We start from the raw sequence: 24,790 nt of genomic DNA, 5'->3' as shown, positions 1-24,790 counted from the left end.
GCCTATGATCACGCCCACTCTAGAGCCCGACGGTGAATCCGGGAGATCTTGGCTACCGGACCACGATCGTTCGGATCTCCCACGGGCCGAGGGCGAGTTCGAGTCCGTCCGTGACGGGCGTCGCGGACAGCGGCCGGCCGAGCAGGTCGACCGTGGTGGCTTCGGTGAAGGCGCCGGTCACGCGGGCGGTCGATCTCGTGTCGCTCATCGCGGCCAACCGCACCTCGATGCCGGCGCCGTGGTCGTCGTCGGCGACGCGGCGGATGCTCGAGACGAGGACGTCCGCGCCGTCGACCCGTACGCCGGTCGCGTCGGGCGGCAGTTGACCTTCGGCGGGCGCGGTCCCACGGGTGACCAGCATGTCGTTGCGGAAGTCCTCGGCGAGAGCGACCGCGTTCGCGCCCTGCCAGCCGGTCGCCGAGGGCACGACGGCCAGACGGTGCTCGATGCGCACGCCGAGATCTTGCGCGCCCGGTGCGGGGATCTCGGTCGCCGCGGGCTCGTCACGGAGTGGATGGATGTTGACGCTGATCGAGCCGATGGCACGCAGCAGGGTGATGGCGAGTTCGGAGCCGTCGCCGACGAGTTCGTACTCGGTGGCGTGGTCGAGCAGGACGTTGGCGGCGCCGGCCGACACGAACGTGCTCGCGGGGAAGGTCGGGATCGGGTATTCGCCCCAGCCGCCCTCGGCGGTGAGCCCACGCTCGGTGACGGCGAACTGCCCGGCGGAGGCGGACACGGCCACCGGCTCGGGCAGCGGCACGTGGAAGCGCAGCCGGTGGTCGGCGGACTGGTTCAGGAACGACGTGGAGACGCGTACGAACGGCTCCCCTGCGCGCACCTCCACGAGCGTCTCCACCGGGGTCGGCACGGTCCGGCTGTCGCGTAGGTCGCGCTCGGAGGAGAGCGCGATGGGCCATGCGTAGACGCGGGTGACACGCACTCTCGACCGCAGCGGGCCGTTCTCGAGGAGTTCGATGGTCACCTCCGCCGGCTCCGACACGAGCACGTCCTGTGCCGGCGGGGCGTAGTTGTAGCTGTCGCCGCGGTCACCGCCGTCCACGAGGCGGCCGACTCCGCGCAGCACGGTGCCGTCGGCCCCGGTCACGTCCAACGTGCCGTCGGCGGCGATCACGACCTCGACCAGCCCGTTCGAAAGCGCGCGGGCCGTCGCCGTCGCGGGTGCGAACGTCGTCGGCGGCACGGCGGCCTGGTCGCTCGGTTCGACCCGGAAACTCGCCAGCCCGGAGGCGGGCACGTTCACGGGCACGAGCGCGGTCGCCCGAGCCTCCGCCAGCGTCAGCACCGTCCACTCACCCGGATGCGCGGCGGCCGCGGCGGCGACCTCGCGGCGCAGGATCAGCAGGTCGAACGGTCCGCTGGCCGGCACCTCGGCGAGGTGGAAGACGAGCGACCCCGGGGTGAGTTCGTAGTGGTCGATCAGGCGGCCGAACAGCTCGCGGCGGTGGATGCGGCGCAGCACCCGTTCGAGCTGCGAGGCGTCCATGCGCTCGTCGCTGAGCACGGTCGGGGCCGCTGAGGTCAGTTGCACGGGTTGCGCCGAGCCGTCGGCGGCGGTCGCGACCAGAACGGTTCCCTCGGGCGGGGCCACGACATCCACCTCGACCAATGCCGTACGCGGGAACGACAGCGGGTTGGCGGCCAGATAGCCGTCGCTCGGCACCAGGGCGGCGGGCTCGGCCAGGGCCGCGTCCCGAACCGCCCGCGCGATGTGCGTGGCTTCGGCGAGCCGCGCTTCGACCTGATCGGAGGTCTCGTCGGTGCCGGAGCCGACGACCGAGTCGTGCGCGGTCGACTCGATGATCTTGTGCCACGCGAGCGAGAGGAACGGCGAGTCGTCGCGCTGGGACCACAGGGCGTTCACCCGCTCGGCGTGGTCGATGGTGCGCTCGGCGACGGACATCCGCTGCTTGAGCCCGAGCCGCACGGAGAGCACACCCGGCAGGATGTTGCCGCGCACGTGGCTGCGCAGCTCACCGGTGACCACGGCGGTGACCTCGTCGCGTACGTGCTCGCGGATGTACTCGTCGAGCGTCGCGATGGTGATGACGCGCTCGTCGCTGGACGCGCGCCGCAGCCAGGCCGCGAGGCGCGGGTCGGGCGCGTTGTGGTCGGTGCCGGCCATCGCGAGCACCGGGTCGTCACCCCACCGCTCGGCCGTCATCTCCGCGTACTCGCCGAGCGCGCGCCCGATCTGGTCGGGCACCAGCAGGACGTCGAGGCCGTTGTCGTAGCCGTCGAAGAGGAACTCGGTACGCACTTCGGAGCCGTCGGGAGCGCGCCAGCGGAAGGCGTGGCCGTCGACAGATCCGGGAACACCGCGCCACAGCGCCGCGTGCTCGATCCCGGCGCGCGCCAGGATCTGTGGCATCTGCGCGACGTGGCCGAACATGTCCGGCAGGTAGCCGATGGGCATCGAGCCGCCGAGCTCCGCCGCGGCCGCCCACCCCAGCTGCAGGTTGCGCACGATGGTCTCGCCGGAGCAGAGGAACTCGTCGAGCAGGATGAGCCACGGCCCGATGGCGAGCTGACCGCGGGCGACCAGGGCCACGACGCGATCGCGGTTCTCCGGTCGCATCTCCAGGTAGTCCTCGATCGCGGCCATCTGCCCGTCGACGGTGAACCGGAAGTCCACGTCCGCCTCGGCCGTCGCCAGCACGGTGTCAAGAGCGGCGACGAGCCGGTGCCGGAAGACCTGGAAAGGCTCATACCATTCCCGGTCCCAATGGAAATGGGGCACGAAGACGGCGGATTTCTGCATGGAAAGAGGAGCCTTCTACTTGAGGGAGCCGGAGGCGAGCCCGGTGCGCCAGAACCGCTGGAGGAGGATGAACAAGATGATCACGGGCACGATCGAGACCAGCGAGCCGGTGATCACGGATCCTTGAAGGAGCGAGACCCGGGCGGTCTGACCGTTCCACTGGTAGAGGCCGAGCGTGATCGGAAAGAGCGACTCCTTCTGCAGCATCACCATCGGCAGGAAGAAGTTATTCCAGATGCCGACGAACTGGAACAGGAAGATGGTCACCAGCGACGGCGACATCAGCCTCAACGCCACCGAGAAGAACGTGCGGAACTCACCAGCGCCGTCCAGGCGCGCCGACTCGATGATCTCCTCGGGAACGGCGGCGGCGGTGAAGACGCGGGCGAGGTAGACGCCGAACGGGCTGACGATGCTGGGCAGGAACACCGCGAGGTAGGTGTTGACGATCCCGGTCGCCGAGAACAGCAGGAACAGCGGGAGCGCGAGCGCCGTGGTGGGCACGAGGACGCCGCCGAGGATGACGGAGAACAGGAACTCCCGGCCACGGAACCTGAACTTGGCGAGCGCGTAGCCGCACAGCGCGGAGATCAGGGTGCCGACAGCCGCGCCCAGCACCGCGTAGATCACGCTGTTCAGAGCCCACCGCCCGAAGATGCCGTCGCTGCGGCCGAACAGGGTGCCCAGGTTCTTGACCAGGTCGAAGTGCGAGAACGCCAGCCCGAAGGTGGAGGCGAGGTCACCCTGCGGTTTCGTCGCCGCGACGAGCAGAAAGTAGACCGGCAGCAGGAAGTAGATCGCCAGGAGGAACATCAGCGCCATGGCGGCCGTACGGCTGACGCGGCTTTCGCGGATCAGGGTCTGGTCGCTCACAGTCCGGCCCTCTTCGCGGTCAGTCGCATGAACCCGAAGCTCAAGACGAAGGTGATGACGGCGATGACCACGGAGATCGCCGCCGCCAACTGGTAGTTGTTTCCGGAGGCCACCGCGTACGCGAGCATGTTCGGGGTGAACGTGCTCGAGATGTTCGAGGAGATCTGGCGCAGCACGGCCGGCTCGGCGTAGAGCTGCAGCGTCCCGATGATCGAGAACACCGTGGTGAGGATGATCGACGGGCCGATGATCGGGACTTTGATCCGCCACGCGATCGCCCAGTTGCCGGCGCCGTCGAGCTTGGCGGCTTCGTAGAGCTCCTGCGGGATCGCCTGCAGCGCCGAGAACATGATCAGCATGTTGTAGCCGGTCCAGAGCCAGGTGGAGACGTTCGCCGCCGACCACAGCACGGCGCCCGGGCCAAGGAAGTCGGGCTGGAGGCCGAGGCCTTCCAGCAGGTCGACCAGGGGGCTGAGCTGCGGCGAGTAGAGGAACGACCACATGATCGCGGCGATGACGCCGGGCACGGCGTACGGCATGAACGCCGCGACGCGGAAGAACGCCTTGAGCTTCAGCAGGGGCGTGTCGAGCAGCAGCGCCATGATCAACGCGACGAACAGCATGACCGGCACCTGCACGATGCCGAACAGCGCGATGCGCCCGATGCTTGCCCAGAACTCCGTGTTCTGGAACACCTGCCCGTACTGCTCGAAACCGCCGAAGGTCGTGTACGACGTGCCGTACTGGCCGCGGGTGCGGCGTACGACGAGGAAGCTCTGCCAGACCGCGTACCCGATCGGCACCAGGTAGAACAGCACGAACGGGAGGAAGAACGGGGCCAGGAACGCGACGATGGTGCCCGCCCGGGGGCCGCCGCCGTTGGGACGACGGCGGCTCCCGGCCGCTGTGACCACGCGGGTCGCGCGGGTTGCGATGTCAGTCATGCTGCGGTCAGTTGCCCGCCACCGCGGGGATCGCTTGATCCTTCATCGACTTCAGCGCGGTCGCCTGGGCGGCCGAGAGCGCGTCGGTGAGCACACCGCTGCCGCCTGCCGCTTTGGCCATCGCGTCCTGAAGCGCCAGGTTCACCGTCTTCTGGGTGGGGCCCCAGGTGAAGCTGGTGTCGATGTTCTTGGACGAGTCGGCGAAGACGTCGAAGATCTTCTCGTTGTTGTAGTACGGGACGCCCTGCGAGAGTGCGGGCAGCTCCGAACCGGCGGTGGCCGCCGGGTAGAGGCCGCCCAGCTTGTTCTCCAGCGCGAGGGCTTCCGGGTCGGTGTTCAGCCAGGAGTTGAACATGACCGACTCGTACAGGTGCGTGTTGCCCTTCATGAACGCGACGGTGGATCCGCCCCAGTCGCCGGATGCGGCGCTCGAGCCCCATGTCGGCATCGGGACGATCGTCCACTTGCCGGCCTGGTCGGGCAGGTTGTCGCGGAACATGCTGTAGCCCCAGGCGGCGCCGACGTAGCTGGCGATCTGGTTCTGCTGGTACGCGGCGTACATCGGGGTCGAGCCGTGGGCGAGGTCGGTGCGGACGAGCTTGGCGTCGATCAGCTTCTGCCAGTAGTCGGCGACCTGCTTGCTCTGGTCGGACTCGACTGTGACGTGCCACTTGTCGCCGGAGTAACCGTACATCTCGGCGTTGTTCTGCCAGAGGAGCCCGTTGAACCACTCGGCGTTGTTCGGGTCGAAGAACGTGATGCTGAGCTTGGGGTCCGCGTCGTGCAGCTTCCGCGCGTCCGCCGCGTACTCGTCCCAGGTCTTCGGGATCTCGAGGCCGTGCTTCTTGAACAGGTCGCTGCGCACGTAGAGGGCCATCGGGCCGGTGTCCTGCGGGAAGGCGAACACGCCGGTGCCGCCGAAGCTGGACTGCGACCAGGTCCACGGCACGAACTTCGACTTGGCCGCGGTGGCCGCCGAGCAGGCCGAGGCGTCCACGAAGGCGTCCTGGGTGCGCAGGGCGGGGAGTTCGTCGTAACCGACCTGAGCGAGCTCCGGCGCCTTGCCCGCCTTGAGGGCGTTGCCGATGGTGCCGTACTGGTCGTTGGAGATGTTCTTCGTCTGAACCTGGATGTTCGGGTTCTTCGTGTTCCACAGGGCGACGACCTGATCCATGCCCGGAACGGTGTTCCAGTACTGGAGGGTGACCTTGCCCTTCGCGGGCTCGCAGGAGGCTGCGGACGCGTCACCCGACGGAGCGGGCGACGAACAGGCGGCTAGTACGGCGATGCCGGCGGTTGTGGCGACGACGGCGCCCGCGAGGCGGATGCGCGTGACTGTGTTGCTCATATTTTCTTTCCAGAGAACGACTGGCGACGGCGCTGAACGGGCCGACGCTGACGCCGAGCGCCATGGCGGGTTAGCAAATCATATTTCCTAATTACCCGCAACACTTTGTGAGGACAAAGTGGCGTGTGGTTACTCCGCCGCGAGCAGCAGGGCAGACGGCCGAGGCGAGAAGGTGTTGTCGAGCACGAGAGTCGCGGCTCCGACGGCGGCGACATCGACGGGGATCGCGGACTGGGCGAACCGGATGGGGTGCGGCGGGATGAGGGCGGGATCGTCGCGCACCGCGTCCGGCAGCGCATCGAGGATCACCGGGGAGATGCGCGCCCAGAACGGCCCGCCGAAGATGACCTCGTCGATGTCGAGCAGGTTCACGATCACGACGATCGCGCGCGCCAGAGAACGCGCGGCGTCGATCAGAATCGCCCTCGCCTCGGGCTTCCCGGTCGCGGCGAGGGCCGCCAGCTTGCTGAACGCCGCGTCCACGTCGACCGTGTCATCGAGGTCACCGGCCTCGGCCGCCGAGAGCACGCCGTCGAGCACCGCGCGTTCGACGAGCGCTCGCGGAACGGTGATGTACCCGACGCAGCCGCGTCGCCCGCAGGTGCACACCGGACCGTCGGGATCGACGGTGATGTGACCCGCGTCTCCCGCATTGGAGCTGGCGCCGCGGACGACCTCGCCCGCCACTGACAGGCCGGTGCCCAGACCGGTGCCGTAGTACATGAACGCGAAGTCGCGGCTGCTGCCCGGACCCGCGAACCACAACTCGGCGACGACCGCGGCCGTCGCATCCTTCTCCAGCAGCACAGGCAGGCCGGTCGCCTCGGCGAGCGAGCGCCGCAAGGCCACCCGATACCAGTTGGGCATCATCGGCGGGTTCAAGAGCACACCGTCGTCAACGTTGACAGGGCCGGGCGACGCGATGCCGATCCCGAGGATGCGGGACCTGTCGACGGCGGAACCCGCGATGAGCGCTTCGATCGCGTTCGCCATCTCGTCGATGACCGCGCTCGGGTCTCCCGCGGTCGGTGTGCCGGTACGCGAGTGGTCCCGAACCCTGCCGGACAGGTCGACGAGCACGTAGGTCACCACTGCGGGATCGATGTGCACCCCGATCGCGAAACCGCCGCCCGGGTTCAGCTTGACGACCGCCGCCGGCTTGCCGGGGCCGCTCGTACGCGTGCCGTGCTCGTCAACGAGACCGGCATCGAGCAGGCGCCGGCAGACCTTCGTCACCGTCATCCCGCTCAGGCCGGTCAGGGCGGCGAGTTCGGACCGGGTGATCCCCTCGGGGCGCCGGCGAATGGCGTCGAGAACGACCGTCTGGTTGTACTCACCGACGGCGGGAAGGTTCGTTCCCGTACGATCCAAGGCTGACCTCCCCACGCGCTGCGGCCCGTCGAAAGCCTAGCGGTGCCTCTGCTCGCGATCGCTATTGACGTTTGACGCCGTCTTCGCGCTGAGGCAGGATCTCTCCACCGAGATCATCCAGAGGATCCGAGGGGCCTGGCCCGATGACGGTCCGGCAACCTGCCCAAGGGCAAGGTGCCAACGCCAGGAACGATGAGGAGAGCCCCATGAGCCTACGGCTCGATGTTCCCGTGCTCCATGGATCGTCCGTACGGCTGGAGCCACTGGCGATGACACACGCGCCGGATCTGGCGCGGGCAGCAGAGGAGGACCGTTCCTCCTACGGTTTCACCTTGGTTCCCCGGGCCGCCGAGATCGAGGATTATCTGGCGGCGCAGTTCGCCCGGGGAAACGACGGCCTGACTCCCTTCGCGCAGGTTCGGACGCGGGACGGGATGGCGGTGGGATGCACCGCGTTCTGGGATCCCCGGACGTGGCCGGGTCGGCAGGACCTGCACGCCATCGAGATCGGTTGGACATGGCTCGCGGCATCGGCGCAGGGCACCGGGATCAACGCCGAGGCGAAGCTCCTCCTCTTCACCCATGCGTTCGAAACGCTGGGCGTGGCGCGCGTCGACCTCAAGACGGACGCCCGCAACGAGAGGTCACGTCGGGCCATTGAGCGCCTCGGCGCGCGCTTCGAGGGCGTATTGCGTAGCTGGTCACCGTCATGGGCGCCCGGCGAAGCGGGGATGCTGCGAGATTCGGCCATGTTCTCCGTGATCGCCGCCGAATGGCCGGCCGTCAAGTCGGCGCTGCACGCTCGCCTCACCGCCGTGAGCGCCGGGTAGTTCGGTGCGCGACTGCCGGCCCGGACCAGCGACAACCGACGTGAGCCTCACCGGCCGGGCGTCTTCGGGCAGGCCTCCCGGTACGCGACGTCGCCCAGGTAGCGGCGCCACTCCGCTTCGGTGAGCCGGCGGCCCGCGCGCCCGCACACCAGCGCGGCGACCCGCTCGGGTCCTATGGGGATCTCCAGGATGTCGCCGTCGGCCGAGTAGTACAGCGTGCTGCCGTCGGCGCTGAAGGTCAGCGAGTCGACATCCTGGATCGTCCTGGGGTCGAAGCCGCCGCCGAGCCGCCGCCTGCTGACGGGGTCCCAGAGTTGGAGGACGCCACCGCTGGCTGCAGCGAGCACGTCTCCGCTCGGTGAGAAGGCCAGGACACTCACGGGACCCGCCGCTTTCGGCAGCATGGGGCGCAATGCCGTCGGCCCGGAGGGGTCCCAGAGCGAGACACGTCCCGTCTCGTCGTAGGCGATGGCCATGAGACCACGGCTGCTGAGAGCGACACCTACCCCGCCGGAGGTGGACGTGTCATAACCCGCCCCGACCAGCTTGCCGGTGGCGACGTCCATGAACCTGCCGGAGCCCGTGGCGAGCCTCTTGCCGTCGGGCAGATACGGGCCGCCGTCGCTGGTGGTGAAGCTGTCGTGCAGAACCCGGCCGGTGGCCGCGTCGAGCACGGTCAGCCAGTACTCCAGGGTCTGCCCGTACGGACCGAGGACGAGCGCGATCGTCCTGCCGTCAGGGCTGAAGAAGGCCTCCAACGGTGCGAAGCCGTCGGCAGCGTGCCGGGAGGCGAACGACCAGATCCGTTTGCGGGTACCGACGTCGACCAGCTCGATCCGGCCGGAATCCGGCGCGATGAGCAGCCGTCTGCCCAGCTCGTCGAACCGCAACACGGCCGTCATGTCCGGGTCGGCGGGAAAGCGGCCGACCTCCTTGCGCTCGCGCACGTTCCAGAGCCGGACGTACTTACTGCTAAGGCCGCGGATCGCGGCCCAGTCGCTGCCGGGACTGAGGATGGCGTCGTCACCCCCCACCCTGATCGAGGTGGCGCGCGGGGACAGGTCCACGCTGATCACCGCGTCGTCCATCAGATAGCGCAGGGTCGAGCCGTCGAAACCGACATCGGACAGGTCGCCCTCGGCCTGGTACGAAAGCAGCTCGAGGTCGTGGTCGGCAACCTTCCACACCCGGAGCTTGCGCACGTTGAACGCGGCGAGGTAGCGACCGTCGGGGCTGAAGCGGAGTCGCGGAAAGTCGCCACCGCAGACGTCACAGGTCCAGACGTCCTTGCCACGACGGCGTCCGGTGACGGCGTCCAGCAGCACCACCTCGCTGTCCGCGCAGGCCAGGGTCGCGCCGTCGGACGAGAACGCGGCGACCGAGTGCGACCGGCGGCAGCCCGCGTAGCGGTGCTCGGGGACCCAGCCGGGCAGGGCGCGCTCGGCGAAGCTGTCGCCGGTGAGCAGCAGGTGCTTGCCCGTCGGGTCGATCAGTGGACCCCACCCGTGCAAGGCGGCGCTCCTGCCGAACTTCCTGCCGGTGCGAACGTCCACCAGGTGGTCGAGGTCGTTGTCGTAACTGACGGCGAGGGTGGCCTCGTCCTCGCCGATCGTGACGCCGATCTGCATGCCGCCCGCCGGAAAGCGCTCCTTGAGCAGCCGCTTGCCGGTGGCGAGGTTCCAGACGCCGAGCTCTTCCTGGGTGTAAATCACCACCAGCCGTCCGGTCCTGCTCAGCACCGGGGCATAGAGCTCTCGGCCGTCCTTGAGCTCTGGCCCCCTCCAGCCGCCCGTCCGCTTGTGCGTGCGGACGTCGTACACGTTGACGCCGCCGTCGCTGACGCTGACCAGCGTGCGGCCATCGCCGCTGAGCGTCCGCGTGGCCACCCCCTTGACCTGCGGGTCGTGGAAGACGGCCGTCTCCTGCTGCTGGAGCGAGGCCATCAGCGCGGAGCGGGCCTCGACCTGCGGGGAGACGCGCCAGGCCGCCACGCTGAGCAGCATCGCCAGAACCGGGTCGGTGGTACGCAGCCGGTCCGCCTCGGCCGCCACCTGCTTGGCGGTGACCACGTCGCGCTGACCGGCCGCCTGCTGGCGCTGCCACAACGCCAGCCCGCTCGCCGCGAGCGACACCACCAGCAGCACGGCCAGCGCCGTGGTGGTCAGGGCCCTGCGCCTGTTGCGCTTCCTGGTCAGCGCGGTGCCCGCCTGGAGGAAGTCGCGCTCGCGGGGAGTGAGCGTCACGTGGCGGCGGCCGGTGGCCGCCCAGCTCAGCGCCTGTTCCAGGCGGCTGCCCTGGAGCAGGTCGCCGTCTCGCCTGCCGTTGTCGGTCCAGTGCCGCGCCGCGCTGGTGATCTGCCCCAGGACCGCGAGACCCTCACGGTCGGCGTCCACCCACATGCGCAGCCTGGGCCAGGCGCGTAACAGCGCGGGACGCGACAGCGCGACCGACTCGTCGTCGGTGACGACGACGTACGAGAACATTCGCAGGATGCGCCGGATGGCAGCAGCCTCTTCTTCGGGACGCCCGCCGAACAGCTCGTCCTGGGAGACGGTCCTGCCGCTCTCGCGACCGTCCTCGTCCACGGCGACCAGGCGCAGGAACACTTCGGCGGCCAGCTCACGCTCCTGCGGCCCGAGCGCGCCATAGGCATCCTCGGCGATGGTGCCAAGCGCCGGATCGGCCTCCCCCTCCCCGCGCACACCCTCAGCGGCGCGGCTGCCTTCGGCCAGAAGCCCTCTGGTGTCGGTACCGTTGCCGCTGACCAGCGCGAGCAGCAGTTCGCGGGAGGTCGGCCTGGTCGCGGGGTCCTTGCGCATCGCGACCGAGACCAGCTCGGCCAACCGGGGCGGCAGCGCGCTCAGGTCGGGCTGGTGCGACAGTACCCGGTGCATCACGCCTCCGAGGTTGTCGGCGTCGAACGGTTCCTGCCCGGTGGCGGCGTACACCATGATCGCGCCCCACGCGAATACGTCCGCCCGAGCGCCCGCCCGCTGCCCGGTGAACACCTCGGGCGCCATGTAGCTGGGCGTGCCCGACACCTCTCCGGTCCTGGTGAGCGACATGTCCAGGGTCCGCGCGATGCCGAAGTCGATCACCCGCGGACCGTCGGGGCCGAGCAGCACGTTGTCGGGTTTCAGATCGCGGTGAATGACGCCCGCCTCATGGATCGCCGTCAGCGCCGTCGCGACCGCCGTCGCCAGCCGGTGCAGATCGTCACCGGTGAACCTGCGCCCCTCGCGCACGGCCTGCCGCAGGCTCGGCCCCGCCACGTACTCCGAGACGATGTACGGCCTGGGCCCGTCCAGATCCACGGCCAGCACCCTGGCCGTACAGAACGAGGCCACCCGGCCCGCGGCGATCGCCTCCTTGGCGAACCGGTCGCGACTGCCGTCGCCACCGGCCGCGTGCAGCATCTTGAGCGCCACCCGGCGCCCGTCCCCGTCGTACGCCTCGTAGACGACCCCCTGACCGCCCGACCCGATCCGCCCGGCCAGCCAGTAACCTCCGATGTGCTGCGGATCTCCCCCGCTCAGCGACTCCACGGCGGATTAGACGCGAATCGTCACGCGTGAGTTGTCCCCCGAACATACACCCTTTCCCTCCGGCGCTCGACGAGCGTCGCGTAGATAATCTGCATGTACCGAACTAGAATGGATCCGGAGAACGAGTTAGAGAGCGTGCAATGCTGCTTAGGTTCAGAGGAGCCAACCATAGATCGTTTCGCGGCGAGTTCGAGGTCTGGCTGGCGGCAAGCAAATTCAACCAAGGGGCAAGGCGCCCTGCCGGTCTCGCCGAAGATCCCGATCTGGCCTACCTACCGGCGACCGCGATCTACGGCTCGAACGCGTCCGGCAAGTCGAACGTCCTGCATGCCATCCGCTGGATGCGGCAGGCCGTCCTCAACTCCGTCCACGGCTGGTCCGCCCTTGACGGCATCCCGCGCGAGCCGTACGAACTCGACCCGGACGCCCGTACAGATACGTCCCTTTTCGAGGTCGACATTGTTCTCGACGGTGACCGGTACGTCTATGGCTTCGAGGTGTCCGACCAGCGGGTAGAGACCGAATGGTTGCATACATACCCTGGTGGACAGGCCCGTCGGCAGGTCTGGTTCGAACGCGACGCCGACGAGCCCTTCGCTTTTCCTGGTGAAGGACTGAAGGGGTCGAAGGAAAGCCTTGTCTCCCAGACCCGGCCCAACGCGCTGTTCCTGACCGTCGCCGCAGCCTTCAATCAGCCATATCTCAAGCCGATCCACGACTGGTTCCGGCACAACCTCTGGTGGATCAGTCCAGGGCGTGACTTCGAAGATCGGCAGAGCTTCACCCGCAAGATGCTCGACGACCCCCGGCAGCGGGATCGCATCATCGGCCTTCTCAAGGTCGCGGACCTAGGAGTCGTGGGGACCGAGATCGACAGCCTGACCGGCGAACTCCGACTCATGCACGAAGGCCCCCACGGTCCTGTCGCACTGAGCTATGAACGACAGGAATCCATGGGCACCCGATCCTGGTTCGCCTTCCTCGGCCCCCTCCTCACCACCCTCGACCACGGGGCGGCCCTCCTCGTCGACGAACTCGACACCAGCCTGCATCCCCTCTTCGCCGCCGAAGTCCTCCGGCTCTTCCAGGATCCCGCGGCCAACCCCAACAACGCGCAACTGGTGTGCACGGTCCACGACGCGACCCTGTTGGGCCGCACGCACATCTTCCAGCCGTTGGAGCGGGACCAGGTGCGCATCACGGTCAAGAACCGGGACGGCGTCTCCGAGATCTATCCGCTGACCGACGCCCGTCCTCGCAAGACCGAGGCCCTCGACCGCAACTACCTGGCCGGCACGTACGGCGGCGTGCCAAGGCTGACCGTCGGCGAGATCGCAGAGACCCTTGCCAGACCGCTCACGGAGCCGACGACGGAGGTGCGCACCTGATGGCCAAACGCGGAGCACCCAGTGGAGCTACGCCTCCGCGTCCAGGTCTGGGCACCCCCAGAAAGAACAATGTCCTGTTCGTAGTCTGCGAGGGGCAGACCGAGCGGAGCTACTTCCACCATCTCAACCACCGTTATGGAGCAGAGCATAACTTCCAGATCCAGCTCACCCCGCGCAAGGTCACCGAGGGACAGCAGTTCAACGGCTATAAGCCAGCCCCTGCGGTACGAGAGGCGATCCGGCTCAAGAAGTCCACCAAGGGGATCAAAAAACTCGGCATTCTGGGCGGTCTTCGATCGTGATGAGAACGAGGACATCTACGAGGCGTTCCGCCTTGCCCGCCAGAACGGGATCAACGTCGCCTTCTCCCACCCGCACTTCGAGCTCTGGCTCTGGCTCCACTTCGCGTCAGGCCCACCTGGCCGGCTCGGCGGAGACCGTACGGCGATCCCCGCGAAGCTTCGAAGGACCAAGGAATTCGCAGACTTCGAAAAGCTCATCGAACCTCATCACTTCGAGGAGCTGATCAAGGAAGGTCGGCAGGCAACGGCGGTCAAGCTGGCCCAGCATCTGGTTGCCGACTGCCCGAGCGGACGCTGCGCTCCCACACCCGAGCCCGGTGCACCTGGCCACGCCCCCAACTGCGACATCCTCCGACGCGACCCCTCCACCGACGTCTACCGCATCCTTGAGGTCCTCGGGATCGTCTCCTGAACGATGTGGCGTCTCGCTGCGAACGACCGAAAAGCATTTCGAGAAGCCGCACGTGCCACGTCAGCGCCGCAGGCCCGCCGGGGCATGCTGTCCTCGTTGCCCCGATGTAACGTTCATAAGATCTTGCCGAAAACCTTTTCGTTTGTCATGGTGTCCGCAAGGCCGCAAGACCCATCCACGGCCGGGCGACGATCGAGGGCGTCACTCAGACCCGGGAGATCGTCGCCACCTGCGCTCATCCCCACGACACGGAGGACGCGTATCGATGAGACGATTACCCGCTGCCATTGCGCCGCTCACCGCCGTCGTAGTCTTTTTGATCATGACGCTGGCCGCCCTACCAGCCAATGCCGCGACGACATTCACCTCGACAGCCGTCAACCAGAACGGCGGCAACTGCCTGACCCTGCCCAACAGCTCCACCACCAACGGCGTCCAGCTCACGCAGGCGACCTGTAACGGCGGCGCCAACCAGAACCTCACCTTCACCCCGGTGAGCGGCACCACCGACCAGTACACCATCGCCACGTCGACCGCCGGCAGGTGCGTGGACGTCTACGGCGCGTCCACCGCCGACAACGCCACGGTCATCCAGTGGACCTGCTCCACCGCCAACAACCAGAAGTTCCGCCTGGTCCCGGTGACGGTCAGCGGGACCGACAAGACCTTCAGGCTCCAAGCGGTGCACTCCAGCAAGTGCGTCGTGCCCACAGGCGGCTCCTCGGCCGCCAACGCCGCCCTCGTGCAGTTGCCCTGCGACGCGGTGTCCTCACGGACCTGGCGGTTGCCGAACTACAGCAGCGGTGGCGGCACCACCACACCCCCGGAAAAGACAGTCCGGGTGTACTGGCTGAAGCCCTCCGACGTGGCGTACGACCAGCGGTGGCCCGACGGCATCGCCAACGTCATGCGGGAAGCGCAGCGCTACTACAAGCAGGAACTGGGCAAGACCTTCACCCTCAACACCACCGTGGTCGAGGTCGTCAACGGCGACCACGTGAAGAGCTGGTACGAGACCACGCCCAACGGAAGCGACCCGTACTGGTGGACCGTATTCAACATGCAGCAAGAACTCATCAGAAAGCTGAGCCTGAGAGCACCCGACTCACGCTGGATCAACGTAGGTGAGATCAGCGCGGAAGGCTCCGGCGCGGGCGGCGGTGGCGGAGGCGGCTGGGTGATCCTGAACCAGCACGACGCCGACGGCGCCGCGGGCGTGAACGGCCCCATGAACCGCTGGTACGGCGGCATGGTCCACGAACTGGGCCACGCCTTCGGCCTGCCCGACTCGACTTCCACCGACGGGACACCGATGTCGGCGTCGTTCTACGACTACCCGAACACGCACTTCAGCCAGAGCCAGAAGAACCAGATCTTGTCCGGTCCGTACGGCAGCTTCCTGAGCTGACATCGGACAGAGGTACGACCACAGCCGGCCCGGCCTCGATCGACGGGGGCCGGGCCGGTCACGGGCAGACCTCCCGGTACGGCACGCCGGGCAGATACCGCTGCCAGTCGGCCCGCGTCAGCCCCCGCCCGGCGCGGGCGCAGATCGTGGCGGCCGTCGCCTCGGGGCCGACGGACATGTCCCGCAGCACGCCTGTGTCGTCGAGCGTGTGCAGTACCGCGCCACCTGATCCGAACGCGGCTGACACAAGGTTCTGGTCCACCGCCATCGACGGCCCGAGCTTGCGCGGCGTGGCGACGTCCCACAGCTGGACCTGTCCTGCGCCGATGGACGCGGCCACGTCGCCCTTGGGAGAGAAGATGATCTGGGTGATCCCGACGCCGTCGTTGGGGTTCGCCCGGAGTGTCGGACCGTGCTTGTCGCCCGTGGCCACATCCCAGAACGCGAGCCTGCCCGAGTCGTCGCCGGTGGCGAGGGTCGCTCCGTCCGGGCTGAAGGCCATCCTCTGCATCCTGCCGTTGAGCCCTCCCGGGCCGAACCCGGGGCCCACCGGCCGTCCGGTGGAGAGATCGATCAGGTGGTTCCCTGAGTTGACCACCGGGACCATCATCGGGCTACCCGGCCGGAACACGACCTCCGACAGGTTCCCGGTATCGACGGACCGCATCCACGTGTGGTGCGGCACGTCCCAGACGAACACGCGACTGTGCCCCGTACCCTCAAGGTCGTCATTGGTGTCGCTGGCGCCGACCGCGACGAGCGTCCCGTTCCCGTTCACCGCCATGGTGGACGCCGTCCAGTTGCCCGGCAGCCGGGCCTCGGACACGTGCGACGGCTGCGACGTGTCCCGCATCTGCAGCCGCTGTCCCAGCCCGCCGATGGATGCCAGCAGCCGCCCGTCACCGCTGAAGGCGAGGGCCATGTCCCCGTCTCCGATGGTGATCTTCAGCGGGGAGCCCAGCGGGCGGCGCCGCACCACGTCCCAGAGCACCAACTGCCGCGACTCGGCCTGCTGCTGCGTGGCCAGGAACCGGCCGTCGGGGCTGAACACCGCGGCCTCCGGGGTGCGGCCGGGCAGCCGTACGGGGTGGACCAGATCGGAGATGTCGAGGCTCACCACGGTCTCGTCGGCCAGGTAGCGCAGGGTCGTACCGTCGAAGACCACGTTCTGCGGCGCGGCCCGGTAGTCGAGCAGGGTGTCCCCATCGGAGACGCGAACGAGCACGAAGCGGCCGACGCCGCCGCTCACGAGGTAGCGGCCGTCGGGGCTGAACCAGATCTGCCCGTCGCCGTTGGCGTCCCAGCCGGTGGATGCCCGGTTGGGGAGCGTACGCCCGGTACGCAGGTCCACGAACGAGATGTTCGAGCCGGTGCCGCACGCGACCGTGTGCCCGTCGGGGCTGATGGCGGCCACCTGCCCGTCCTTGCCGCAGGTCTCTCCGTCGTGCCACCGCGCCACCGGCTTCCCGCTCGGCAGCCTCAGCAACTGGAAATGCTTTTCGAGGTCGACGTTCACGACCAGGTCGCCCGCCGGAGTGACGGCCGGCCTCAGCATGCCGGCTCTGGCGGAGACGGTCGCGCCAGTCCGTAGGTCCCACAGGTCACCACCTTGGCTCCCCACGACGTTCACATACCGGTCGCCAGTCAGGAACTGGACGCCGTTGAAGAACCCCGGCACATCGATCTTGCGCCTGGCTCCCGTCTGCCGGCCGGTGCTCGTGTCCCAGATGGTGATGGCATGGCCCGCGGCCACGGCCAGCAACCGGCCGCTCGGGCTGAGGTCGGCTCCGAGGAACCGGTCCGCGCCCATCTTCAGGTCGTTCCAACCGCCGATTCTCTTGCCCGTACGCACGTCATAGATCCGCACGCCCTGAGGCGACACGCTGACGAACGTACGCCCGTCCGCGGTCAGCTGCCGTACGGTCTCGGCGCCGGTGTCGGGGTCGGTGAACGCCGCGCGTTCACGCTGTGCCCACGCGTTCTCCAGCGTCGCCCGCGTCGCGGACACGGGGGCCAGCCGCCAGGCGGCGACGCTGAGCAGCATCGCCCGAACCGGGTCCGTCGCCCGCATCGTGTCGGCCTGCGCCGCCACCTTGCCCGCGACCGCCTCGTCCCGCTGTGCCGCGACGATCCTGCTCTGCTCCGAGACCAGGCGGCTCTGCCGCAGGGCAACGCCGCCGCCCGCCAGAGCGAGGACGAGCAGGACGGCCAGGGCGACCGTGAGAAGGCGGCGGCGCCTGACCCGGTTGCGGGTGGCGGCGTTGCAGGCGTCGAGGAAGTCGCGTTCGAGCTTGCTCAGGGTGAGGTGGCGGCGGCCGGTGGCGGCCCAGCGCAGGGCAGTCTCCAGGCGGCTGCCCTGGAAGACGTCGCCCTCACGGCGTCCATGAGCGTTCCAGTGGCGCGCGCCGGTGCGGATCATGTCGTGCATGGGCAGTCCGTCGCGCTCGTCGCCGACCCAGGAGCGCAGCCGCGGCCAGGCCTGCACCAGCGCCGGACGGGCCAGGGTGATGTCGTCCCCCCGCGTGATCACCAGGTAGGCGAAGACTTCCAGGATCCGCTCAAGTGCGGCCTGTTCCTGCGGCGTCCTGGCCTCCGACAACTCCTCCCGCGACGCCGCCCGTACGGTCACCTCGCCGGTGTCGGTGACGTTCACCAGGCGCAGGAACAGATCGGGGACCAGATCACGTTCGGCGGGTTCGAGGAATCCGTAGGCGTCGTCGGCCAGGGCGCCGAGAGTGGGGTCGGCCGGGGCCCCGCGATCGAGCAGCCCGGCCTCGGCGCTGCCGACGGTGAGCAGGTCGGCCTGGCTGCCCTGGAAGCCGCTGACCAGGCCGAGCAGCAGCTCGCGCGCGGTCGGCCTGCCAACAGGGTCCTTGGCCAGGGCTGCCGAGACCAGAGATCGCAGCGACCGCGGAAGCGCCGTCAGATCCGGCTCGACCAACAAAACACGGTGCATGACCGCGCCAAGATTCTCCGCCCTGAACGGATCATCACCGGTCGCCGTGTAGACCACGATGGCGCCCCACGCGAACACGTCGGCGGGCGCGCCGGCGCGCTGTCCGGTGAACACCTCCGGAGCCATGTAGGTCGGGGTGCCGGTGACCTGGCCGGTGGTGGTAAGCGACATCTCCGGGGTACGCGCCACACCGAAGTCGATGACGCGCGGGCCGTCGGGCCCCAGCAGCACGTTGTCGGGTTTGAGATCACGGTGGACGACCCCGGCGTCGTGGATGGCGGTCAGCGCCGTGGCCACCGCGGTCGCCAGCCGGTGCAGCTCGTCGCCACTGAACCGGCGCCCGCCGTCGACCGACTGACGCAGGCTGGGCCCCTCGACGTACTCGCTGACCAGGTACGGCTTGGGCGCGTCCAGATCAACCGCCAGCACCCGAGCGGTACAGAACGAGGCCACCCGCTGGGCGGCAGCAGCCTCCTTGCCGAACCGTGCCCGCAGACCCCGATCACCGACGGCATCCCCGTGCAACACCTTGATCGCCACCCGGACGCCCTGGGGGTCGTACGCCTCGTACACCACCCCCTGTCCCCCGGCACCAAGCCGACCGGCCAGCCAGAAATCCCCCAGCCGAGGCGGGTCGCCAGGAAGCAGGGCCGACGCCATCTCACCACCCCGTCACCTTTGATCGACTACGTCGTTTAGATGCCGTCCCCCTCCCTGGAGTTGCCACATGGACAGATCCTCAACGCGCCCGGCCTACCTTCTCCTCGTCACCGACATCCCCGGCAACCGGCAGGCCTTCTACCGGTTCCTGCTCGAACACAACAAGGTCTACATCGTGAGCCTGGAACTCAAGAACCAGGACTGCACCAACTAGTGGCCCGTCACCGCGCCCAAACAGGCTCGATGAGCTCGGCGGCTTCGGGCGCCTGCCGTACCCCTGCCTGGTAGACAGACGACCAAGCGGCACGGTTGTTGAGATCACCGAGGGCTTCCTGTGCGGCCAGGTCCGGCGCGAGCCGTACCGCCGCTGCGTCCTGTGGCAGGTTCGCAGGGAACAGGTGGGCCAACGGTTCGATGATGATTGCCGTCTGTATGCCTGCGGCGAGGTCGGCGTTGGAACCCGAGCGGAGTGTGCCGTCCATGTAACGCCGACCGTTGATCGTTATCGGCGGGGCCATGCCGGGAAAGGCGGTGCTCGAAGCCACCGCCGCCACCAGAGACACGCCGCTGGCCTGCTCCCACACCAGCGGTTCGCCTGTCTCGACGTCCACCGCGGGGATCAGCAGCCTGCCCTCGGGCCACTCGCGAGCCCCGATCAGGAACTCCATCCGCGCCAGGTACGCCTCCTCGGCACCGGTCTCGGCAGCCAGCGCGAGCCGACCGACCCGGTGCCGAGCCGCAGCCGGCTCCAGCGTGGGATCACCGAGGATGGCGAACGCCTCGCCCATTCGCTCGTGATCTGCCTTGACCGCCGGCTCACCATCCGGATCGGGCAGCACCGCGAGCCGTTCCAGGTCCTGCCCCGCCGCCAGCGCCGCACCGACAATCGCTCCTGCCGACGTGCCGATGGTCAGATCGGCCTTCGCAAGGTCGAATTTCTCGCGTCGCAACCCGACGACCAGTCCGGCCAGCCAGGCCGTCCCCAACATCCCACCAGGCCCGAGCACCACCGCTGTCTCTTGTCTCATGGTCAGCAGCTTGCAACCCCAAGTCCACTTGAGGTCAACTCCCCCCGCCTGGGTGAACCCGCCTACACCCCGTCACGCAACTCTCGGATCGCGGCGAGCACCTCGGCCCGGTTGCCGGCCGCCTTCATCCACGCGGGCAGCCGCTCCAGCAACGTCTGCGACCCCGCGGGGCTGGGCCGCTCCCGCTGCGACGCGGCCACGTACGCTTCCAGCAGTTCCAGATGCGGCACGTTGTACGCCCACAACACCCGCCCACAGCACGGCCGCCGCAACCACAACGGCAGCCCGAAGTAGGGGTCGTCCGGCCCGCCGAACTGCGGCACCAAAAGCGCGCCGCCGCCGGTGAAGTACGCATCTCCGGCACCGCTACGCCACCGCCGCGGCACCCATTCGGCGAGGTGGCCGCACCCGAGACAGGTCAGCCGATGAGGCGCCGTCAGCCAGCCGACGGCGTACGTATGCCCGTCGCGATGATCAGGATGTACGGCCACCAGCGCACGTCCGTCACACCGCGGACACCGGACCAAAATCTCCTTGGCGAAATGCCACAGACGAACACCGGGATCCCGAAACCGACCCCCTCTGCCTTGCTCAACTTCCACAGCACACATCCTGCCCCGCGGGTTTCGGTGACGTTCAACGCTGTTGGAGAGCCCGGCGGGCGCGCTCCAGGTCGTCTCTTGCGGTCTTGGTCAGCGTCTGCTCCGGGCCCATTACGGCCTCGAATCGGTTCGCGACCCATTCGTATTCGGCGAGCGCGTCCGCGGTCCGTCCCACCGCCGCGTACGCCGCGGCCAGGCCATGTCGTGTGATCAGCGTGTCGGGATGGTCGGCGCCCAGCACTCTCGCCTGCCTTTCGGCGACGTGTTCGTACATGTGGACAGCCTCGTCAGTCCTGGCCGCCGCCTTGTAGGCCCGGGCCAGTTGCCCTTTGATGACCAAGGTCTCGGGATAGTCCTCACCGAACAGTCGCTCATGATCGGCGATCAGCTGCTGGAACAGAGTGATCCCCCGGTTCGGCCGAGCTGCCTCGATATTGGTGTAGGCCTGGAAGTACCGCGCTCCGAGCAGGGTCGTATGGTCGGGGTCGAGAACCCGCTCCTGGTCGGCCAGAACCTGGTCCAGCAGCGTCATCGCCTCGGATGCCCTGCCTGCCATCGTGTACGAGAACGCCGCACAAGCACGTGACCACAACGTATCCGGGTGATCCTCACCAAGGGTCCGGGCGCGCTCGGCCGCGACGCGCTGATACAGCGCGGTGGCCTGCATCGACCCGTCCTCGGAGGCGTGGGCGAGATTGTGCAGAGCAGTGAGGGTGTCCGGATGCTCGGCGCCCAGGAGCTTCTCACGTCCGGCAGCGACGGCTTCGGCGATCGGGACGGCCCGGACTTGGTCGTTGAGATAGATGAGATGGTTGGCCACGACCTGGCGGACGTGCAGCACGGCCTCGGCCGCCGCCCGGATCCGCACGGATTCGTCGTCAGGAAACTGCTCCACGGCCTCCCACAGGGCCGTCGCATGGTCGGCCACCGCCATGATCGTGGGGAACTTCCGCCAGGTGTCCTGGTCGGTGACATCCTCGACGGCCACGCGCAGCCGCTGGGCGGCAGTCTCGATCATCACGGCCAGGGTGCCGTCACGTTTGGCCCGTTCACGTACTGCACGCCGGACCAGCCGGTGGACGAACGCGGTCGCGTCGTCGCGGCTGAAAGTGACCAGCGATCGAGCCCCCAACTCGGCCAAAGCCGTCTCCGCCGGCGGGTCGAGCAGGTCGAGTCCGACACCAGACGTCGACAGCACCGACAGCTCGCCGAGCAGCTGCGCGGACACGCGGCCGATCTCCCCGACCGACAGCATGATCGCCTGCGCGACTCCTCTGGGGTACGGCTGGCCGCGGGGCCGGACGAGGAGTACCTCGATGGGGGTGGCATGCAGCCGCGCAAGGTAGGAGTCGCAGGACAGGCGGGGCGGGCCGACCAGTGCCGCGGCGGCGATCGCCAGGGCGAGCGGCAAGCGATCCAGTTCCTCGGCGAGCGGCCGGAAGCCGCCGCTGTCGCTTGTGCCCACTCGTGTGCTGAGGTAGCTCACCGCCTCGCCCTCGGTGAACTGCTCCACGGTCGTCGGCGTCGCTGCGTAACCCGAGTTCGGCAGCCATCTGATCCACGGAACCGTGAAGTTGCTCGACGGTCTCGGAGTGCAGGCCAAGGCCCCAGCCATCGACGGCAGCACCGCCGCGATCACGACTTTGAGCCAGCGCGGCATCTCCGCCCCTCCTGCAATGAATCGGAGCGCCGTATTCGATGAGTGTCACATGCCGCTATCCGCAAACCAGCCGGCCAACCTCCAGGAACGCGAGTCATGTAATTGATCTGTGACGGATGGTCAATCCTTGTCCCTCCTCCGCCATGTCGATCGGTGTTCGCCCTATTGCGGTGCGTAATCATCGCAGTGATCCGGCAAGGCTGCCGGATCACCCATGCGCACCGGAGAGGGAAATGGGATGAGCGACGAGCAGGCAGTACGAGCGGCGCAGGCCATCGGGCCGATCAAGCTGATCGCGCCACTGGAGGTCTCCGCACCGGCCCCCACGCCGGACAGGATGTGGGAGCTTCCCGGCGGCACCGCTTGGGTGTACTACGGAGAAGGCCGCCAGCACCTGGTCAACCCGGTCATTCTGGCCGACGGCTTCAACACAGGTCCGTCCAACCTGCACGAGTCCTGGCATTTCCTGGAGCGGGGCGACTACCCCCTCATCAGCGAGCTGCGCCGCCGTGGCCACGACCTCATCATCCTCGGCTTCGCCGAGCGCAGCGCGTCGATCCTGGACAACGCGCGGACCGCGATCGCCGCCATCACCCAGACGATCGCCGAACGGTTCGGGGACACGCCGCTCGCTGTCGGCGGTCTCAGCATGGGCGGCCTGGTCACCCGCTACGCCCTGGCCAAGATGGAGCACGACGGCATCGATCACCAGACGGCTCTCTACGTCTCCTACGACAGTCCACATCGGGGTGCGTGGATCCCGATCTCCCTGCAGGCGTTCGCGCACTTCCTCAGGCTGGGCAATCCCGTCTTCTCCCGCCAGATCAACAGCCCGGCCGCGCGCCAACTGCTGTTCCGTCACATCGCTGAGGTCGACAGCGACCCCCAGCAGGACACGCTGCGCGACGAATTCCTCGACCGGCTGCGCGAGGTCGGCTCGTGGCCCAGCATCCCGAGGAAGATAGGGGTCGCCAACGGTTCGGGGAACGGCACCGGCAACGGGGTTCCGCCCGGCGTCGAAGCGCTCAAGTGCACCGGCCTGATATTCAACGGCACCGTGCTCTACACCCAGTCCGCCGGGGATGACCAGCAGGTGGCCGCGCTCAGAAGCATCTTCGGCGCCACCGAGGACATCTATACCAGCGGGCTGCCCGAGCTGGACGGCGCACCGGGCGGGACGCTGGAGTCCTTCGGCATCCTGGCCGACGCCCTGAATCAGCACGACCCGGCCGAGGCGTACTACCGCTCCATCTGCTTCGTCCCCGCGGTCAGCGCCGTGGCGATCCGCGACATCGATGAGCAGGACGACGTGTACGCCAACATCGGCAGCCTGCCCCCGTCGGAAAGCGAGCTGGACGAGTTCCTGTGCGCGTCCGAGAACGAGGCGCACACCCAGATCACCGAAGAACTCTGCACCTGGATCCTCGATCGACTCCCGGAGCCGACATCACCGTGACGTTTCTGCTGGCTGAGGGTTTATTTGGTCAGGTGAATCAACCTCTTGCCCGCGCTGGCACTGCGGCGACCGTCCTGCGCAGGACGGTCGCCGCGTGCAAGCCAGGAAGGGGTGATCATTGTAGTTATGGCGTTTTCGACAGCATTCACGAAGTTGTTCGGCGTGCAGCACCCCATTGCCCTGGCTCCGATGGGCGGGTCGGCCGGTGGTGCGCTGACGGCGGCCGTCTCTCGCGGTGGCGGACTCGGCCTGCTGGGCAGCGGCGACGGGGATCCGGAGTGGTTGGCCCGCGAGATGCCGATCGTCGCCGAGGGCGCCGGCGGAAGGCCGTATGGGATCGGTTTCCTGACCTGGCAGATCGATGTTGGGGCGGTAGAGCGGGCGCTGGAGTACGCCCCCCGGGCGGTGATGCTGTCCTTCGGAGACCCGAGCCCCTTCACCGAACGCATCCGCCAGACGGGTACGACGCTGATCATTCAGGTCACCGATCTGGAGGAGGCCAGGCGGGCGGTGGACCTGGGCGCCGATGTCATCGTGGCGCAGGGGGTCGAAAGCGGTGGGCATGGTGCTCGGCAGGGGCGCTCCACGTTGCCGTTCGTACCGGTCGTGGTGGACCTGGCGGCACCGGTGCCGGTGCTGGCGGCCGGCGGGATCGCCGACGGCCGCGGCCTGGCCGCCGTACTGGCTCTGGGAGCCGCCGGAGCACTCCTCGGCACCCGCTTCCAGGCCACGACCGAGGCCCTGGTACCCCCTTCGACCACCAAGGCGATCGTCGAGGGACGCGGGGAGGACACCGAGCGCAACAGCGTGCTTGATATCGCCCGAGGGTCCCGATGGCCGTCGCAGTACACCGCCCGCACCCTCGGCCACCCCTTCCTTGATCAGTGGCGGGGCCGGGAGGCCGAACTCGCCACCGATGTCCAGGCCAAGCAGGCGTACCAAGAGGGCGTGGCACGAGGCGAGATACCCCCACTGCCGGTGTGGGCCGGCGAGGCCATCGACCTCATCAACGACCTGCCCTCCGCAGCCGACCTTGTCGGGACCCTGGCCGCCCAGGCTGAGGACGCACTAGCCCGAGCGGGAAGGCACTGACTGGAACGGTCTGCCGGGAGCTCTGTCCCTTCTGCTTGAACGAGTCGCTCGCACCTCGGCGGTGAAAGTTTCACGACCGCACGCACACCGAACAAATAGCCCTGCCCACTTTATTGACTATTTATGTCACATT

18 protein-coding genes and 1 riboswitch are annotated in these 24,790 nt (G+C 68.3%); of the genes, 8 read left to right on the top strand and 10 right to left on the bottom strand.

Annotated elements, in window-relative coordinates:
* Positions 1–52: 52 nt before the first annotated feature.
* From KLK06_RS40650 to KLK06_RS40630, 5 genes are all read right to left on the bottom strand, one after another.
* Positions 53–2,782 carry a glycosyl hydrolase-related protein gene (locus KLK06_RS40650; protein WP_214641017.1) on the bottom strand — a complete coding sequence of 910 codons (2,730 nt, stop codon included), beginning with the start codon at positions 2,780–2,782 and terminating at the stop codon, positions 53–55.
* A gap of 15 nt (positions 2,783–2,797) precedes the next feature.
* Positions 2,798–3,655, bottom strand: coding sequence for a carbohydrate ABC transporter permease (locus tag KLK06_RS40645; RefSeq protein WP_214641016.1), 858 nt, complete (start codon positions 3,653–3,655; stop codon positions 2,798–2,800).
* A complete protein-coding gene (locus tag KLK06_RS40640) occupies positions 3,652–4,599 on the bottom strand; it encodes a carbohydrate ABC transporter permease (protein WP_214641015.1) in 948 nt (315 codons plus the stop codon). Before KLK06_RS40640 ends, KLK06_RS40645 begins: the two co-directional genes overlap by 4 nt.
* Before the next feature lie 7 nt (positions 4,600–4,606).
* The gene (locus KLK06_RS40635; protein ID WP_214641014.1) at positions 4,607–5,947 is read right to left on the bottom strand and encodes an ABC transporter substrate-binding protein; all 1,341 of its coding nucleotides are present in this window, start codon (positions 5,945–5,947) and stop codon (positions 4,607–4,609) included.
* A gap of 129 nt (positions 5,948–6,076) precedes the next feature.
* Positions 6,077–7,318 carry an ROK family transcriptional regulator gene (locus tag KLK06_RS40630; RefSeq protein WP_214641013.1) on the bottom strand — a complete coding sequence of 414 codons (1,242 nt, stop codon included), beginning with the start codon at positions 7,316–7,318 and terminating at the stop codon, positions 6,077–6,079.
* Positions 7,319–7,428: 110 nt separating this feature from the next.
* Positions 7,429–7,517, top strand: a riboswitch (SAM riboswitch).
* A gap of 7 nt (positions 7,518–7,524) precedes the next feature.
* Here KLK06_RS40630 and KLK06_RS40625 point away from each other — a divergent pair.
* Entirely contained in the window at positions 7,525–8,148 is a 624-nt protein-coding gene (locus KLK06_RS40625; protein WP_214641012.1) for a GNAT family N-acetyltransferase, read from the top strand.
* Positions 8,149–8,195: 47 nt separating this feature from the next.
* Here KLK06_RS40625 and KLK06_RS40620 read toward each other — a convergent pair whose 3' ends face one another.
* Positions 8,196–11,693 (bottom strand): serine/threonine-protein kinase, encoded by a 3,498-nt coding sequence (locus tag KLK06_RS40620; protein WP_214641011.1) that lies wholly within the window; start codon positions 11,691–11,693, stop codon positions 8,196–8,198.
* 140 nt (positions 11,694–11,833) lie between these two features.
* Between KLK06_RS40620 and KLK06_RS40615 the strand changes: the two genes are divergently transcribed.
* The 4 genes from KLK06_RS40615 (at position 11,834) to KLK06_RS40605 (ending at position 15,203) form a co-directional block, all read left to right on the top strand.
* A complete protein-coding gene (locus KLK06_RS40615; RefSeq protein ID WP_214641010.1) occupies positions 11,834–13,081 on the top strand; it encodes an ATP/GTP-binding protein in 1,248 nt (415 codons plus the stop codon).
* The gene (locus KLK06_RS60520; RefSeq protein WP_250906778.1) at positions 13,081–13,383 is read left to right on the top strand and encodes a hypothetical protein; all 303 of its coding nucleotides are present in this window, start codon (positions 13,081–13,083) and stop codon (positions 13,381–13,383) included. Before KLK06_RS40615 ends, KLK06_RS60520 begins: the two co-directional genes overlap by 1 nt.
* Entirely contained in the window at positions 13,289–13,795 is a 507-nt protein-coding gene (locus KLK06_RS63245; protein WP_374197184.1) for an RloB family protein, read from the top strand. The genes KLK06_RS60520 and KLK06_RS63245 overlap by 95 nt, the downstream gene beginning before the upstream one ends.
* Before the next feature lie 322 nt (positions 13,796–14,117).
* A complete protein-coding gene (locus KLK06_RS40605; protein ID WP_214641008.1) occupies positions 14,118–15,203 on the top strand; it encodes an RICIN domain-containing protein in 1,086 nt (361 codons plus the stop codon).
* A gap of 58 nt (positions 15,204–15,261) precedes the next feature.
* On the opposite strand, the gene KLK06_RS40600 is transcribed toward KLK06_RS40605, so the two are convergent.
* Complete coding sequence (locus tag KLK06_RS40600) at positions 15,262–18,819, bottom strand: WD40 repeat domain-containing serine/threonine protein kinase (RefSeq protein WP_214641007.1); 3,558 nt, start codon at positions 18,817–18,819, stop codon at positions 15,262–15,264.
* 67 nt (positions 18,820–18,886) lie between these two features.
* Here KLK06_RS40600 and KLK06_RS40595 point away from each other — a divergent pair, with 67 nt between their 5' ends.
* Complete coding sequence (locus tag KLK06_RS40595; RefSeq protein ID WP_214641006.1) at positions 18,887–19,033, top strand: hypothetical protein; 147 nt, start codon at positions 18,887–18,889, stop codon at positions 19,031–19,033.
* Positions 19,034–19,040: 7 nt separating this feature from the next.
* Here KLK06_RS40595 and KLK06_RS40590 read toward each other — a convergent pair whose 3' ends face one another.
* The 3 genes from KLK06_RS40590 to KLK06_RS40580 all read right to left on the bottom strand — a co-directional run bounded on the left by KLK06_RS40590 (position 19,041) and on the right by KLK06_RS40580 (position 22,109).
* Positions 19,041–19,847, bottom strand: coding sequence for a patatin-like phospholipase family protein (locus KLK06_RS40590; protein ID WP_284735275.1), 807 nt, complete (start codon positions 19,845–19,847; stop codon positions 19,041–19,043).
* A gap of 62 nt (positions 19,848–19,909) precedes the next feature.
* A complete protein-coding gene (locus tag KLK06_RS40585; protein WP_214641004.1) occupies positions 19,910–20,338 on the bottom strand; it encodes a hypothetical protein in 429 nt (142 codons plus the stop codon).
* A 145-nt stretch (positions 20,339–20,483) separates the two neighbouring features.
* Complete coding sequence (locus KLK06_RS40580; protein ID WP_214641003.1) at positions 20,484–22,109, bottom strand: tetratricopeptide repeat protein; 1,626 nt, start codon at positions 22,107–22,109, stop codon at positions 20,484–20,486.
* Between the two features lie 238 nt (positions 22,110–22,347).
* On the opposite strand from KLK06_RS40580, the gene KLK06_RS40575 reads away from it, so the two are divergent.
* Positions 22,348–23,565, top strand: a complete 1,218-nt coding sequence (locus KLK06_RS40575) for a triacylglycerol lipase (RefSeq protein WP_214641002.1) — start codon at positions 22,348–22,350, stop codon at positions 23,563–23,565.
* A 126-nt stretch (positions 23,566–23,691) separates the two neighbouring features.
* Positions 23,692–24,657, top strand: a complete 966-nt coding sequence (locus tag KLK06_RS40570) for a nitronate monooxygenase family protein (RefSeq protein WP_214641001.1) — start codon at positions 23,692–23,694, stop codon at positions 24,655–24,657.
* Positions 24,658–24,790 lie beyond the last annotated feature (133 nt).

The organism is Nonomuraea sp. NEAU-A123, assembly GCF_018603905.1.
Lineage (GTDB): Bacteria > Actinomycetota > Actinomycetes > Streptosporangiales > Streptosporangiaceae > Nonomuraea.
The sequence above is the reverse complement of the archived record's forward strand: the minus strand, read 5'-3'. Positions and strand labels throughout refer to the sequence as shown.

Coding starts and splice junctions, on each gene's coding strand:
- KLK06_RS40650 (WP_214641017.1), bottom strand. CDS start 2,782: ATGCAGAAATCCGCCGTCTTCGTGCCCCATTTCCATTGGGACCGGGAA.
- KLK06_RS40640 (WP_214641015.1), bottom strand. CDS start 4,599: ATGACTGACATCGCAACCCGCGCGACCCGCGTGGTCACAGCGGCCGGG.
- KLK06_RS40635 (WP_214641014.1), bottom strand. CDS start 5,947: ATGAGCAACACAGTCACGCGCATCCGCCTCGCGGGCGCCGTCGTCGCC.
- KLK06_RS40625 (WP_214641012.1), top strand. CDS start 7,525: ATGAGCCTACGGCTCGATGTTCCCGTGCTCCATGGATCGTCCGTACGG.
- KLK06_RS40615 (WP_214641010.1), top strand. CDS start 11,834: ATGCTGCTTAGGTTCAGAGGAGCCAACCATAGATCGTTTCGCGGCGAG.
- KLK06_RS60520 (WP_250906778.1), top strand. CDS start 13,081: ATGGCCAAACGCGGAGCACCCAGTGGAGCTACGCCTCCGCGTCCAGGT.
- KLK06_RS40605 (WP_214641008.1), top strand. CDS start 14,118: ATGACGCTGGCCGCCCTACCAGCCAATGCCGCGACGACATTCACCTCG.
- KLK06_RS40600 (WP_214641007.1), bottom strand. CDS start 18,819: ATGGCGTCGGCCCTGCTTCCTGGCGACCCGCCTCGGCTGGGGGATTTC.
- KLK06_RS40595 (WP_214641006.1), top strand. CDS start 18,887: ATGGACAGATCCTCAACGCGCCCGGCCTACCTTCTCCTCGTCACCGAC.
- KLK06_RS40590 (WP_284735275.1), bottom strand. CDS start 19,847: ATGAGACAAGAGACAGCGGTGGTGCTCGGGCCTGGTGGGATGTTGGGG.
- KLK06_RS40580 (WP_214641003.1), bottom strand. CDS start 22,109: ATGCCGCGCTGGCTCAAAGTCGTGATCGCGGCGGTGCTGCCGTCGATG.
- KLK06_RS40575 (WP_214641002.1), top strand. CDS start 22,348: ATGAGCGACGAGCAGGCAGTACGAGCGGCGCAGGCCATCGGGCCGATC.
- KLK06_RS40570 (WP_214641001.1), top strand. CDS start 23,692: ATGGCGTTTTCGACAGCATTCACGAAGTTGTTCGGCGTGCAGCACCCC.